The organism is Psychrobacter sp. P11G5, from assembly GCF_001593305.1.
Taxonomy (GTDB): Bacteria; Pseudomonadota; Gammaproteobacteria; order Pseudomonadales; family Moraxellaceae; genus Psychrobacter.
The window spans coordinates 3,175,449-3,189,620 of the sequence record NZ_CP012533.1 but is presented as its reverse complement, the minus strand read 5'-3'; the positions used below and the strand labels follow the sequence as shown (position 1 = coordinate 3,189,620).

Sequence of the window (14,172 nt, the reverse complement as noted above, 5' to 3'; positions counted from 1 at the left end):
TACAACTTACGGAGATGTTTTCCGTATAATCAATTGGAACATAGAGTGACAGATAAGTAATAGACGGCTTTTGTAACTAAGGTTTGAGAACCGTAAAAGACTACAATGATAAAGTAAAATATAAATAGTTAGCACGATATATATCTATAAGTTGATAAAAGATTCACCTAACATATAGACAAATATTAAAAGAATACAGCGGCTAGTTACCAATAACGAGAAACGTTTTCAATTAAAATTTAAATCATTAATAAGAATCATAACTATATTAGTTATTAAAAAAATTAAGTTTGCTATCAATGTATTGCTTCAACTTACTAAGTTTAATAATTGAGATTGAAAAATACATACTATCAATTTAGGGGGATATATTATGAAATGGCAAGGTAGACGAGGCAGTTCTAACGTACGCACGAGTAGCGGCGGTGGGAAAATGATTGGTGGTGGTATCGGAGGTATTATCATCGCTGGTATTTTATGGTTAGTATTTGGGGTAAACCCAATGACAGCATTGCAGACTGGTCAGGTAGTAGCAGGTGGCGGAAATAACAGCTCCACTGAGCCAGCTACAGGTGACGACCGTGATACTCAGTTTGTTAAAGTAGTGTTAGCCGATACTGAGGCAGTGTGGCATCAAGTGTTTAATGAAGGTGGACAAACTTATCAGGAGCCGTCATTAATCTTATTTAATGGACAAGTTAGTTCGGCCTGCGGTAGTGCTACTGCTGCGACAGGGCCTTTTTATTGCCCAGGTGACCAGACCGTCTATTTAGACACGTCATTTTTTGCAGAAATGCGTCAAAATCTTGGCATTTCTGGTGATCAGCAGGGTTCAGGTGATATCGAAAATAAAGGCAGAGCTGGCGACTTTGCTCAAGCCTATGTCATTTCTCATGAAGTTGGACATCACGTACAGACATTGTTAGGTATCACCCAGCAGGTCAATGAAGCGAGCCGTCAGGTGACTCGTGCACAGGCTAATAAGTTATCTGTGCTACAAGAGCTACAAGCTGATTGTTTTGCAGGTGTATGGGCACAGCGCAACCAACAACGAGTGCAGTTCTTAGAGCCAGGTGATATAGACGAAGCGATTAATGCTGCAAGCCAGATCGGTGATGATCGTCTTGCTCAAGCAAGTGGCCGTGCTGTAACGCCAGATAGTTTTACCCATGGCACCAGTCAACAGCGCGTACAATGGTTTACACGTGGATTAGAAAGTGGCAACGTACAATCATGTGATACATTCAGTGGGGCACTATAATCAGCATTGCTAGAACAATCTGATTGTCATAGATTCTGATTGTCATAGATAAAGACAATCAAATAAAAAGCCTGCAATTAATATTGCAGGCTTTTTGAATTTTTAACGTACCTAAAAACTATCTAAGTAATGTCAGATAATTATTTAGTTATTATCTACTATTGTTAAGAATGTATGCACCAGCGCCACCAACTGCCGCACCGCCGATTGCACCACGAGCGATATCTTTGCTATCGCCACCGCTTCTGATAAGAGCACCAGCAGCAGCGCCAGCAGCAGCACCTTTAGCTGTGTTACTCAAACCACTATTATATCCATTAGTTGCACAGCCACCCATAATAAGAGCAGAGCTAGTAAGGGCTGTCATTGCAATAGTTTTAGCAAATTTCATATTATCACCTGTTAAATAATCAAAATTAAAATAAATACAATATGTTTTATAAAGCATATTTATACTACGGTCAATACTATACTGTTAAACGTTAGACGGTCGTAGTAGAAACGCTAAACTTTGCAAGTACCATGTAATTTATGTTGCCTCACTGTGTCATTGGTAGTGCTTTCACTTAGTATTCTTGTATTTATATAATTAATAAGCTAACTGGTTTTGGTTTTGCTCTAAAGAAACTAAAAGAGACTGCTTATCCGCAGTCTCTTTTATTAAAATTAACAATAACGATGATCCTCAAAAATATTCAAATAACAGATATTCTATTAGTATATTCAGCTGAATTTAGTTTTGAGATTTACGTTTCATTTGTTCAAAAAACTCATCATTGGTTTTAGCTTCTTTTAAACGATCTAATAAAAACTCGGTCGCTTGAACGCCATCCATCGGTTGTAATAGCTTACGTAATATCCAAACTTTACGCAGCTTATCTTCATCAAGCAGACGTTCTTCACGGCGTGTGCCAGATTTTTTGATATTAATCGCTGGGAAGACACGTTTTTCGGCTAAATCACGTTCCAGAGTAATCTCTTGGTTACCAGTACCTTTAAATTCTTCAAAGATAACACTATCCATTTTACTACCAGTATCAATAAGGGCACTGGCAATAATAGTTAGGCTGCCACCTTCCTCAACGTTACGTGCAGCACCAAAGAAGCGTTTTGGACGCTCAAGGGCGTTGGCATCAAGACCACCAGTCAATACTTTACCTGATGAAGGGATAACCGTGTTATAGGCGCGAGCGAGACGAGTGATAGAATCCAGTAGGATAACAACGTCTTGCTTATGCTCGACTAGACGCTTGGCTTTTTCGATAACCATTTCAGCAACTTGTACATGACGTTGAGGCGGCTCATCGAATGTCGAGGCGACTACTTCACCGCGTACGGTACGCACCATCTCCGTCACTTCTTCTGGACGCTCATCAATAAGTAGAACGATTAGGTAGCATTCTGGATTATTGCGGGTAATCGATTGCGCGATGGTCTGTAGCAGCATCGTCTTACCAGCTTTTGGCGGTGCAACAATGATAGAACGCTGACCTTTACCAATAGGAGCAATCAGATCGATGATACGACCAGTCAAATCCTCGGTAGTACCGTTACCCAGCTCAAGCTTAAGTTGCTCAGTTGGAAATAGCGGAGTCAAGTTTTCAAAGATGAGTTTATGGCGCGAACGATCTGGGGTATCAAAGTTGATCTCGCCAACTTTCAATAGCGCAAAATAACGCTCAGAGTCTTTCGGTGGACGAATGGTGCCAGCGATACTATCGCCTGTCTTTAGGCTAAAACGTCTTATTTGGCTTGGGCTGACATAAATATCATCAGGGCCTGCTAAATAAGAGCCTTCAGATGAGCGCAAAAAGCCAAAACCATCCGGTAGGACTTCAAGTACACCATCACCATAAATAGCTTCACCATTACGAGCATGAGTTTTTAGGATGGCAAAAATAATGTCTTGTTTACGGCTACGTGCCATATTATCAAGACCCATTTCTTTAGCGATAGCCAAAAGCTCAGTGATTGATTTTTTCTTTAATTCAGTTAAATTCATAGATAGGTCATTAACGATTTATCGGGTGAGAACTGCCATTAGCAGCACAACCCACGACATTGATTAAAACAACGATAGTGTAGCGATAGGATGTGTGCACAGAGTTGAGATTTATATAGCATTGATTTTTATGTGTCAGATTATCATCAGCTGCGCAAAATTGTGTCAGGATGACAAATGTGAATACAAAGAGGGCTATATAAGAGTCTAGGATATAGAAGCCTGCAATGAGAGCTCAATATCAATAATTATGTTTGTTAATTTTGTTCAGTAATACAACTGTGTTTTGTGTTGATAAACACGAGGAGAACAGCGACAAGACGCTTAGGAAAAATATTATGTTTCTCTTGTCAGCAGACTATACGGTTTTAAAGTTAGACTTGTCAATTATTTTTGTTAAAAAATTTGCATTATTGGCTTTTTTGCTGATAAAGACACAAAAAAGCCATCATCTTGTACAGATAATGGCCAGTTTTGGTTATTTATTTACATGATGCCTATCAGCAATTGGCAACTTATAAGTGCTTATCAAGTACTTTAGCTAGCTCAGATTTTGGCTGTAGACCCATTACTGAATCCACTTTTTCACCGTCTTTAAAGACAAATAAAGTTGGGATATTGCGGATACCAAAGCGACTTGCTGCTTGTGGGTTATTATCGACATCGACTTTAACAATTTTTACTTTACCTTGATAGTCGTTAGCCAAGTCTTCTAGGATAGGGGCAATTGACTTACAAGGACCGCACCATGTTGCCCAAAAGTCTACTAGCACAGGCACATCGGATTGCAATACGTCTTGATCAAAATTTGCATCGGTAGTGTTAACAATAAGGTCTGACATAATTATTCTCTCTTGTTGTATCATCTTTTTTACCAATAGCAGATGAAAATAATTTGATAGATTAAGCTTAAGTACTTATTTATTACCTAAGTTTATCCGATTACTCATCTACTAATGATTTAAGAATGGTTGAGTGGAGGTGAAAATGTGCCATTATATTAGCATGTTTGCCAAGTCTTAACAGATAGAGGGCAGTTAAAATGCTTAACAACTAGTATTAGTACAATAAATCGAAACACAAATTAACAGATGCTACATTATCTGTAGAAGATTACTTATACTATTTTATCTTCCTAAAAACATATTTAACAATTCAATTATGTTTTTTTAATTCATTTAAATCAATTTATATAAGCAGCCATTTTTTATGCCTTTTACTGATGACGCCATAAACGCTCTGAATCTACAAGAATCTCAGTATCCGCTAGAGTTTTTTCAAACATTTGCGCAACAAGTTACTGTTTATGAGGATAATGACATTTGGGTAGTAGATAAACCTGCAGGGCTATTAAGTGTCGATGGTAAAAAGTTAAAGGTAAGTATGCTGGCTCGACTTGAGCGTGCTAACCCCAATGTGAAGCTTATTCATCGATTGGATATGGATACCTCAGGGCTGCTTATATTCGCAAAAAATGCGGCTGCCCAAACCAATATCAGTAAGCAGTTCATTGATAGATTGCCACAAAAAACCTACCAAGCCCGCGTTTTTGGCATATGGGAAGACGTTGGTGCAACTGGCAGAATATCGGTGCCAGTGCGTTATGAGCCTACCACTAAACCGCGTCATATCGTTGATCGTGACTGGAGCAAAAACGCCTTGACTCTATACGAGGTGCTCGCTCATGAACAATGCAACGGTCAAGCGGTAACACGTGTAGCGCTAAAACCGGTGACAGGGCGTAGTCATCAACTGCGCGTCCATATGGTACATGCTGGCCATGTCATTATCGGTGATTCTATTTATGCAGAAGGCCTAGCGTTAGAAATAGCGCCGCGTTTGAACTTACATGCTCAGCAGTTACGCCTAAAACATCCTGTGCTTGGTGCTTGGATGGACTGGGAAAGTTCAGTACCGTTTTAAATTTGCAGCACTCTCGGAAAATAAAAAGCTAAGTTGAAGGTCTCAGTGGAACATTTAAGGTTTTAATCAAGCGAAGTAAGAACGCTAACTAGATGGCTAAAACGGCTTAAGTGTTTGTAGTGATGCGAGTCGATGGTAAGAAGATATTGGAGTAGGACAAGATTATGGTCAGTATTAATTCTATAAAAAATATGACAAAAGGTCGCCTAGCACGCTCAAAACCTCAATCGAACACACCAGCAGATTATGAGGTGTTAATAATTGGTGCGGGGATATCTGGGATTGGTATGGCGTGTCGTTTGCAGCAAAGTCATCACAAGCTATTTAATCGTAAGTCCACAGTCAAAAAAATGAGTAAACGTCGCAAAAACCAAAATAAAGTTACTGAGCCGTTTATCATACTGGAAAAGCGCGCAGACTTAGGTGGTACATGGGATTTGTTTACTTATCCTGGCATCCGTTCAGACTCTGATGCCTTGACCTTTGGCTATAGTTTTCGACCTTGGTTAGATCACAAAATGCTAGCTAAGGGCGACGATATCAAAAGCTATATAGCAGATACGGCGCGTGAGTTTGGGGTTGAAGAACAGATTCGTTATCAGCATGATGTGCAGCAGATATCTTGGTCAAGTGTCGCCAAGCAATGGACAGTGATGGTCAAAAATAATGCCAGTGGCGAGGTGTATACGATCACAGCAAACTTTATCATCGGTGCGACTGGCTATTATGATTATGATGCAGGATATAGACCGCATTTCGAAGGTGAGGAGCAATTCCAAGGTGATATCGTGCATCCACAGCACTGGCATGATGTGGACTATAACGATAAAAATATCGTGGTGATTGGTAGTGGTGCGACGGCGATGACTTTAGTGCCAGCACTAGTCGATCCTGATGGTCAACAGTGCGCTCGCCATGTAACCATGTTGCAGCGCTCGCCAACGTATGTAGCAAGTGTGCCTGGTGATGATTACGCTCTTGATTGGCTATCGGGTAAGTTTTCACCCTTATCAAAGCCTCAGGCTTATACCTTACTGCGTACGCGTAACGTTCTGATGCAACAAGGCCTATATCAATTTGCTACCCATGCACCTAAAGTCCTGAAAGCAGTATTAAAACATGGCGTCAAAAAAGAGCTTAAAGGCAGTGGTGTCGATGTCGCCCACTTTATGCCTACTTATAATCCGTGGGATGAGCGCCTTTGTGCGGTACCCGATAGCGATTTATTTACCGCATTGCATAGCACGCGGGCAACGGTCGTTACCGATCAGATTAGTCATTTTACAAAGACAGGGATTGCACTAAAATCAGGCCATCATATAGAAGCCGATATGATCGTGACGGCAACGGGGCTTAAACTCCAAATGCTTGGCGGGGCAGCGTTATATGTCGATGGACAGCCCATTGATGTAGGTGCGCGCATGACTTATAAAGCGGTGATGCTTGAGGGTGTGCCTAATATGGCGATAATGTTTGGTTATACTAATGCTTCGTGGACATTAAAGATTGATCTGGCTTGTCAGTATGTGGTTAGGATGCTCAAGCACATGAAAAAGCACCGTTATAGCGTAGTTTTTCCGCAGGCTATAACGGAGCAAGAGCAGGTACAGATACAACCAGATACGGTACTTGGTGCGCTATCAGCAGGGTACGTGCACCGCGCACAAGATGAGCTACCCAAGCAAGGCGATCGTTATCCATGGCAAGTGACGAACAACTATTTGAGTGACCGCATTATGCTCAAATATCGTAAAGTTGAAGATGATTGGCTACGTTTTACACGCTAAAACTCTATTAATTATTAGTGATAAAGTCTGCGACTTGTTCGCTTAGCATTTGCCATAGAGTCTCTTGCGCGCTTTTGCTACCCCATGCGTTATGCGGGCTAAATATAACGCGCGGATGGTCGCTAATACTTAATAACGGGTCATCTGTGGTGATAGGTTCTTGCTCAAAGACATCACTGCCATAGCCAAGGATTTGTTCATTATGTATAGCGTCAGCGAGTGCTTGACTGTCGACGATACCGCCGCGCGCGACGTTAACGAGTAGCGGCTGCTTGGTCATTTTTGCCAAGGTATCTTTGTTGATTAAATGCTGGGTATGCTCGTTCAATGGGCAATGTAGACTAATGACATCAGCATTAGCGAGTACCTCATCGAATGCCGTATAGTCATCATTGCGCGGTGTACGTCCTTGATGTTCTGCCCACAATACGGTCATGCCAAAAGCGCGCGCTATTTCGGTTACCCGTTTACCGATAGTACCTACACCAATGATACCTAGTGTCTTATCTTCTAAATCGACGAGCGGGACATCAAGCAGACAAAAATTACCATTGTCTCGCCACGTACCATCTGCTACTTTTTGATGATAATGAATGCCAGCACGCATCGCATTGAGCATCAGCATAAAGGTATGTTCAGGAACGCTCTTGACCGCGTAACCTGCGACATTATATAAAGTAACATTGTGCTCTTCACAAGCCTCTTGATCGACGTTGTTCATACCGGTGGCAGTCAGCTGAATGAGCTTAAGTTTAGGTAACTTGGCAATCACGTCAGCAGGAATCTGAACTTTATTGGTGAAGATAATCTCAGCATCTTGGCAACGCTCAATAATGAGGTCGGAATTTTCAGGTGTATCATCGTAAGTAAAATAGTCAGTGACGCCTGCTGGTGCTGGCAAGTTTACGCCATCGGAAAATGTTCCTTTATCTAAAAAAACTGCTCGCATAATTGTTCCTTATTTATAAGATTTCTTATCTTGTTTTTATTAAAATGTGTGGAGTGGGGTAGTCGGTTATAATTTTTCTATTGAGAGAGTATAATTAACTTCTGCTGTCTAGCAGAATATTTGCTACTTAGGATAGTACCTGCTCAATGTAGCATGCTTTGCGCAAAAATTAAAAATACGATAGGAAGTAAAATAATAGCCTTAAATATATTAGCTTTGATAATTTTTAGACGTATTTATAGATATAGGTATCTCACTATTGTCATTACTATAAGTTTCGTAAAACATTAGTCATTCTATTATCTGTATTCCTCATCAATATGCTCTTGAAAAACCAACTTATTGCACGCATCTAGCCGGTAACGTTATATAATGGTGCGCCTTTATGGTTTGGCCAGATAAAAGCTTAACCAGATAATATACATATGCATCTTCTAAACTATGATGCCTGCTTAATATAGTGACAATTTTACTATGCTAATGTGTTTCTTCACGTTTAGCGTAGTCGCTGTTACTGCCCATTTTCTTATCATCTGAGTACAAAAGACATCGCCTTATGACTATCTCTGCCGCTTCATTGCACAGTACCGAATTCGCCGTTGGTCAACGCCATTTATCTGATACTGAGTCCGAGCTTGGCTTGGGCGTGGTTATCGATGTCGATGACCGCTGTGTACATATTTTATTTCCGCAAAGCGAAGAGACCCGCGTCTATGCAAAAAGCTCGGCGCCATTATCACGTGTTGTATTCAAAGTCGGTGATAATATTTGCGATCAAGAAGGTCGTAACTATGTTGTGACTGCTGTTGACGAGGTAATGGGTGTCCTGAAATACGGTGTCGATGAGCATGCCAAAGGCATTATGGAAACTCGTCTTGCCGCAAATATTACGTTGGCAAAACCACTTGAGCGTCTATTGGCTGGCCGTATTGAACGCGGTGATTGGTACGATTTGCGCCAAGATATCCTACGTATGCAATCAGCACTAGCGGGTCATCCCCTTAAAGGTTTGATGGGTGCACGTGTTGATATTATCGAGCATCAGCTTTATATTGCGCATGAAGTTGGCAAACGTATCGCGCCGCGTGTATTGCTCGCCGATGAAGTCGGTCTTGGTAAGACCATTGAGGCAGGTTTGATTATTCATCAGCAGCTTTTAACCGGTAAGGCTGAGCGCGTTCTTATATTAGTCCCTGATAGTTTGCAGTATCAATGGATGATCGAGTTACGTCGACGCTTTAATCTTAACTTTGCGTTGTTTGATTTGGTCCGCACCGCTGCCATTAAAGAACATGATCCTGAGCAAAATGTATTTGCCACTGAGCAATGTATTATCGCTGGTATGGATCTATTACTTGACCATCCTGACTTGTATGACCAAGCGATGGAAGCAGGTTTTGATTTGCTAGTAGTCGATGAAGCGCATCATCTACATTGGGATGAAGCGGCAGGCGGTAATGAAAAGTATGACTTAATCGCGGATTTCGCTGAAGAAACCCCTGGTGTCATGTTGCTAACGGCTACTCCTGAACAACTGGGCGTCCAAAGTCACTTTGCGCGTTTGCGTTTGCTTGACTCTGATCGCTTTGATGATTTGGATGAATTCATTGCAGGTCAAGAAGCCTTTGCGGAAACTGCCACTGTGGCTGGTGTATTGATAGAAGATAAGCCGTTAAATGATGGACAAATCGCTGCCTTGACAAGTCTGTTGGATTTAAGCGCAGATGAACTCGCAACGATTAATGAAGATGAAAAGTTACGTACTTATGCACTGAATGAGCTGTTAGATCGTCATGGTACAGGGCGTGTGTTATTCCGTAATACTCGTGAGAGTGTCAAAGGGTTTTATGGTCGTAGCAGTCAGCCGTATCCATTACCGCTACCTGAGGCATGGCAAGATAGCTACCAGACGACAGGTAAGCTACGTGAGCAGCTATGGGGTGAAGAAAATCAACCTGATGGCAGCTGGCTAGAAGATGACCCACGTGTACCGTGGTTGATTGATATCTTAAAAGGTGAGTTGAAACACCAAAAAGTATTGTTGATTGCTCGTAGTGGCGCGACAGTTGAGAGCTTGGAGGCGGTACTACGTCTGCATGCTGGCATTAAGACGGCTATCTTTACTGAGCAGATGACGTTGCTTGAGCGTGACCAAGCAGCAGCATTCTTTGCTGATAGTGAAGGCGCACAGATACTATTATGTTCAGAAATTGGCTCTGAAGGGCGCAACTTCCAGTTTGCAAGTCAGCTCATACTATGGGATTTACCTGCCAATCCAGATACGTTAGAGCAGCGTATCGGTCGCCTAGATCGCATCGGGCAAACGCAGCAAATCACTTTACACGTGCCTTATGTACAAGGGACGGCTCAAGAGCGTCTATATCATTGGTATAACAGCGCGCTAAATATGTTCAATCAGATATCTCCGACCGCTCAAAGCGTGCAAGAGCAATATATTCAAACGCTCAAACCGTTGCTCGAAGGCGCAGATACTGCTGAGAATCGCGATACCTTAAAAGCTCTCATCGCAGAAGCGCTACAAATGCGTTTGGCTCTAGAGGCACAGCTGCAAGCAGGGCGTGATCGTTTGCTTGAATACAACTCGTGCCGTCCACGCGTGGCTGGACGTATCGCTGATGCGATGCGCGACTTTGATGGTCACAATGTATTGCCGCAATTTATTGAGCGCTTTCTGGCATCAGCCAATGTTGATTACAGCATCCAGCGTGATGGTTCTTGGGTACTTGCACCGCTCGATAGTACTGAGATTAGCGAGTATATTGAAGGCTTGCCGCTGGGTGATGAAGAAGAAGGTATGACGTTGACCTTCGAGCGTGAACTAGCGCTCCAACGTGAAGATATCGAGTTTATTTCTCATGAGCATCCACTGATGCGCGCGATTTACGAGCTTGCTAGTACGAGTACCTTTGGTAATACGACGGTGGCAATGCTTAAGAGTAATGCTATTCCTCAAGGCATGATTATGCTTGAGGTGCATTTTAGAGTTGAAGCGATTGCCCCGAAATTACTAAACCTACCAGCGACGTTGCCGACTCAGAACATTCGCGTCTTTATCAGTGAGCAAGGTAGTGATTTATCCGAGCGTATTAGTAGCGAGATGATCATGCCGCATATCGACCGCTTGGATAAAACCCGTGCGCGTCAAGTCGTTAAAGTGCGTGGCGATGTGATTGAGAGCCGTTATTATGAGGCTGAAGAGATTGCACGCGCGCAGCTAGCCGATATCGGAGAGCAAGCAAGTGCACGCTTTAGCCAGCAGTGGTCACGTGAGATTAAACGCCTTAAGCATTTGCAAACCATCAATCCCAATGTGCGACCCGAAGAAATTGAGCGCCTAGAGCAGTTACAAGCACAAGGCGAACAAGCGCTAGCGAACTTATCGTTGGTGCCAGATTCTATCCGTGTATTAGTTGCTGTAAAGCCGTAACTACTATAAATGGTATAAGAAAAGAGGTGCTCAATAGCGCCTCTTTTTTGCATAATTATTTATCTAATAATTTAGATTTAAAATAATGTTTGATAATTCGATACACTTGCGTAATAAAAGTCTAACCTAGGCAGTCAGGCTAATGCTAGGTAGCCAGCTTTTAGCAACTGGTCAAAGCTTGCAATATTGGTTAAGATGTTTCCTCTGTTACATTATTGCTCATTATGGCAAGACCAATGCATTATTAAATAGTAATTCACTGCAAGCTCTATTATTTACCATTATTACTCATACTATTATTACGTATCAAAATTTAATGATAAATGTCATTTCTAAGTACTGTTTTAGGCTATTCTAAGCCGTATCGTAGTAACCTCGCTTGCCAATGAATGTCGCTGAAAAATAAGGAAACTTACTGCCATGTCTGATTATTCACAATTGATTGATGAGTTGCTCGCTACGGTAGCGCTTATCGAGGTCAGTCCTGATGTATTTGAAGGCAAAAGCCATGATTACGTTGGTGCACGTATATTTGGCGGGCAAGTACTGGCTCAAGCCATAATGGCTGCTGCCCAAACACTTGATACGGATAAGCCTTGCCATTCGTTACATGGGTATTTTTTGCGTGGCGGTGATATCAATCAGCCAGTGATTTACAAAGTAAGACGTTTGCGTGATGGTCGTAGCTTGTCAGCACGTGAAGTAACAGCGATTCAATATAAGCAAGCACGTGGTAAGCCACCTGTTGAACAGGTAATATTTTCGATGATTGCTTCATTTGCACCGATGGAAGACGGTTTGGAGTATCAAGAAAATATGCCGGTTTATCCACCACCTGAAGATCTACAAACTGAGCAAGATTTAAAAGAAGGCTATGTTGGCAAAGTGCCAGATGCGCTTAAAGCTCGTTTTATGCGTCGTCGTCATGTGGAGATTAAGCCTGTCAAGCCACGCGATCCTATACATCCAGAGCCAACGAAACCTAAGCAAGCCAACTGGTTACGTATTCGTGAATTGGGCACGCAGCCAGTTGCTATACAGCAAGCGCTCTTGGCGTTTTCCTCTGATTTTTATTTGGTGGGAACAGGGCTCATGTCTCATGGCGTCAGCTTTATGACTAGCGGTCTACAAGCGGCTAGCATTGATCATTCAATGCACTTCCACCGCAGTTTTGATATAAATGATTGGCTGTTATATGACATGTGGAGTGATACGACATCCAATGCTATGGGGCTCAATCATGGTCAGTTTTGGCAAGATGGCAAGCTGGTCGCCACCGTACAGCAAGAAGGGCTCATGCGCTTGCGAGTGCCTAAGTCTTAAAAAGTCTTAAACTTAGCTCTACTCTAAATTCTAACCTTCTATAATTTTTCCCATTGCGCGCGGTAAACCTAAGCTGTCCTCAGCTTGCTGCGCAGTTAGCCATTTAAATTCTATTTCTGCAGCGCTTAGTTTGCCATTTAACTCGACTATTTTTGTAGCATCGATTGCTAGCTGACGCGGTGTCAAATACCAATGAAAGTGAGTCAGTGAATGCTTAATCGGTGCGTCATCCAATAAAGAGTTACTGATTGATTTTGTTACTAATTCGTTCTTTGCTAGCCATTCATGGATAATTTGCTCAGCGGTAGTAAATTCCGCTTCATATATTTTCTCATTGCTACGTACGTCACTTGGCACAGCCAATAGCTTATCGTCGTTCGCAACTTGTTTTTTATCAGTCATTTTGCCACTAGCTTTGCCATCAACTTTCTCTACAAATTGTAGCGGCAAACTCCATAATCCACCCCAAATGCCGTTATCAGGGCGCTGTAACCACAGTATGTCACCGTCTACACTTTGAATAAGTAGGGCATTGCTAAACTTGCTTGGTTTGGGTTGTTTTTTTGCTTTGACTGGATAATCGGTTTCGCGACCTTGCGCATGTGCCAAGCAATCATCCTGTAGTGGACACAATAGGCAAGCAGGCTTGCTACGCGTACATAAGGTTGCGCCCATATCCATCATGGCTTGCGCAAATAGCCCTGAACTCTCTCTAGGGGTTAAACGCTCTGCCAATGCCCATAGCTCTTTAGTGGTGGCAGACTTAGTAATGTCACCGTCAATCGCCGCCCAGCGCGTCAGCACTCGTTTAACGTTACCATCACAGATGACGCCATAACGATGCAGTCCCATCGCCATAATCGCGCCAGCGGTAGAAGGCCCAACACCAGATATCGCTTCCCAACCTGCTAAGGTTTGTGGAAAGTCGCCCGTCTCATCAATTATCTCGACCAACTGCTTTGCGCCTTTATGCAAATTCCGTGCGCGAGCATAATAGCCTAAACCCGCCCAATGCTCCGCCACTGTATCCCACTCTGCTTCCGCTAAATCTTGCACTGTCGGAAAGGTGTCCATAAAACGCGCGAAGTAGGGCAGTACAGTCGTTACTTGCGTCTGTTGTAGCATGACTTCCGATAACCAAACGACATAAGGATTGGGAGTATCAGTTTGGTGCTGCTGCCAAGGTAAATCGTGGCGACCGTTCGTTTCGAACCAGTCAAGTAGGCGTGGGGCGAAGGAGTCGAGAGAATTAGATGACTGAGAAAAATGAGTAGGCAAGAGTATTCCTTGTAAATCAAAAAATGAATATAGAATTTATGATTAAGGTGATTTATGGGGTGTGGTAAGGGTTGATGCAAGAGAATAGGTTATGATAAAAATAGCTCGAAAATATCATTTAAGAAATATTTCCAATAATAAAAAGTAAGTATTACTTTAAAATGAGCCAAGTTTGGCTCATTTCTTTATAAAATACTGATG

The 14,172-nt window shown here is 42.3% G+C and carries 10 protein-coding genes; 5 read left to right on the top strand and 5 right to left on the bottom strand.

Annotation, left to right across the window (positions count from 1 at the left end):
• The first annotated feature begins 373 nt into the window (after nt 1–373).
• A complete protein-coding gene (locus tag AK825_RS13030) occupies nt 374–1,261 on the top strand; it encodes a neutral zinc metallopeptidase (RefSeq protein ID WP_068038269.1) in 888 nt (295 codons plus the stop codon).
• A 151-nt stretch (nt 1,262–1,412) separates the two neighbouring features.
• On the opposite strand, the gene AK825_RS13025 is transcribed toward AK825_RS13030, so the two are convergent.
• The 3 genes from AK825_RS13025 to trxA all read right to left on the bottom strand — a co-directional run bounded on the left by AK825_RS13025 (nt 1,413) and on the right by trxA (nt 4,105).
• Complete coding sequence (locus tag AK825_RS13025; RefSeq protein ID WP_068038266.1) at nt 1,413–1,652, bottom strand: hypothetical protein; 240 nt, start codon at nt 1,650–1,652, stop codon at nt 1,413–1,415.
• A gap of 342 nt (nt 1,653–1,994) precedes the next feature.
• Complete coding sequence (gene rho / locus AK825_RS13020) at nt 1,995–3,263, bottom strand: transcription termination factor Rho (RefSeq protein WP_068038263.1); 1,269 nt, start codon at nt 3,261–3,263, stop codon at nt 1,995–1,997.
• Between the two features lie 515 nt (nt 3,264–3,778).
• Entirely contained in the window at nt 3,779–4,105 is a 327-nt protein-coding gene (gene trxA, locus AK825_RS13015; RefSeq protein ID WP_068038261.1) for a thioredoxin, read from the bottom strand.
• A gap of 367 nt (nt 4,106–4,472) precedes the next feature.
• Between trxA and AK825_RS13010 the strand changes: the two genes are divergently transcribed.
• Nucleotides 4,473–5,186, top strand: a complete 714-nt coding sequence (locus AK825_RS13010) for an RluA family pseudouridine synthase (protein ID WP_068038258.1) — start codon at nt 4,473–4,475, stop codon at nt 5,184–5,186.
• A gap of 164 nt (nt 5,187–5,350) precedes the next feature.
• Nucleotides 5,351–6,973 carry an NAD(P)/FAD-dependent oxidoreductase gene (locus AK825_RS13005; protein WP_068038255.1) on the top strand — a complete coding sequence of 541 codons (1,623 nt, stop codon included), beginning with the start codon at nt 5,351–5,353 and terminating at the stop codon, nt 6,971–6,973.
• A gap of 7 nt (nt 6,974–6,980) precedes the next feature.
• Here the strand turns inward: AK825_RS13005 and AK825_RS13000 are convergent, their stop codons facing one another.
• Nucleotides 6,981–7,922, bottom strand: a complete 942-nt coding sequence (locus AK825_RS13000) for a D-2-hydroxyacid dehydrogenase (protein WP_068038251.1) — start codon at nt 7,920–7,922, stop codon at nt 6,981–6,983.
• A 556-nt stretch (nt 7,923–8,478) separates the two neighbouring features.
• Between AK825_RS13000 and rapA the strand changes: the two genes are divergently transcribed.
• On the top strand, nt 8,479–11,370 hold the full coding sequence (rapA, locus tag AK825_RS12995; RefSeq protein ID WP_068038248.1) for an RNA polymerase-associated protein RapA: 2,892 nt from the start codon (nt 8,479–8,481) through the stop codon (nt 11,368–11,370).
• Nucleotides 11,371–11,790: 420 nt separating this feature from the next.
• Complete coding sequence (locus AK825_RS12990) at nt 11,791–12,693, top strand: acyl-CoA thioesterase II (RefSeq protein WP_068038243.1); 903 nt, start codon at nt 11,791–11,793, stop codon at nt 12,691–12,693.
• Between the two features lie 30 nt (nt 12,694–12,723).
• Here AK825_RS12990 and mutY read toward each other — a convergent pair whose 3' ends face one another.
• Nucleotides 12,724–13,971, bottom strand: a complete 1,248-nt coding sequence (gene mutY / locus AK825_RS12985; protein ID WP_068038241.1) for an A/G-specific adenine glycosylase — start codon at nt 13,969–13,971, stop codon at nt 12,724–12,726.
• Between the last annotated feature and the right edge of the window lie 201 nt (nt 13,972–14,172).

What these genes read in the sequence shown, in the direction of transcription:
- trxA (WP_068038261.1), bottom strand. Translation starts at nt 4,105, where the DNA reads ATGTCAGACCTTATTGTTAACACTACCGATGCAAATTTTGATCAAGAC.
- AK825_RS13025 (WP_068038266.1), bottom strand. Translation starts at nt 1,652, where the DNA reads ATGAAATTTGCTAAAACTATTGCAATGACAGCCCTTACTAGCTCTGCT.
- AK825_RS13010 (WP_068038258.1), top strand. Translation starts at nt 4,473, where the DNA reads ATGCCTTTTACTGATGACGCCATAAACGCTCTGAATCTACAAGAATCT.
- AK825_RS12990 (WP_068038243.1), top strand. Translation starts at nt 11,791, where the DNA reads ATGTCTGATTATTCACAATTGATTGATGAGTTGCTCGCTACGGTAGCG.
- rho (WP_068038263.1), bottom strand. Translation starts at nt 3,263, where the DNA reads ATGAATTTAACTGAATTAAAGAAAAAATCAATCACTGAGCTTTTGGCT.
- AK825_RS13030 (WP_068038269.1), top strand. Translation starts at nt 374, where the DNA reads ATGAAATGGCAAGGTAGACGAGGCAGTTCTAACGTACGCACGAGTAGC.
- AK825_RS13005 (WP_068038255.1), top strand. Translation starts at nt 5,351, where the DNA reads ATGGTCAGTATTAATTCTATAAAAAATATGACAAAAGGTCGCCTAGCA.
- rapA (WP_068038248.1), top strand. Translation starts at nt 8,479, where the DNA reads ATGACTATCTCTGCCGCTTCATTGCACAGTACCGAATTCGCCGTTGGT.
- AK825_RS13000 (WP_068038251.1), bottom strand. Translation starts at nt 7,922, where the DNA reads ATGCGAGCAGTTTTTTTAGATAAAGGAACATTTTCCGATGGCGTAAAC.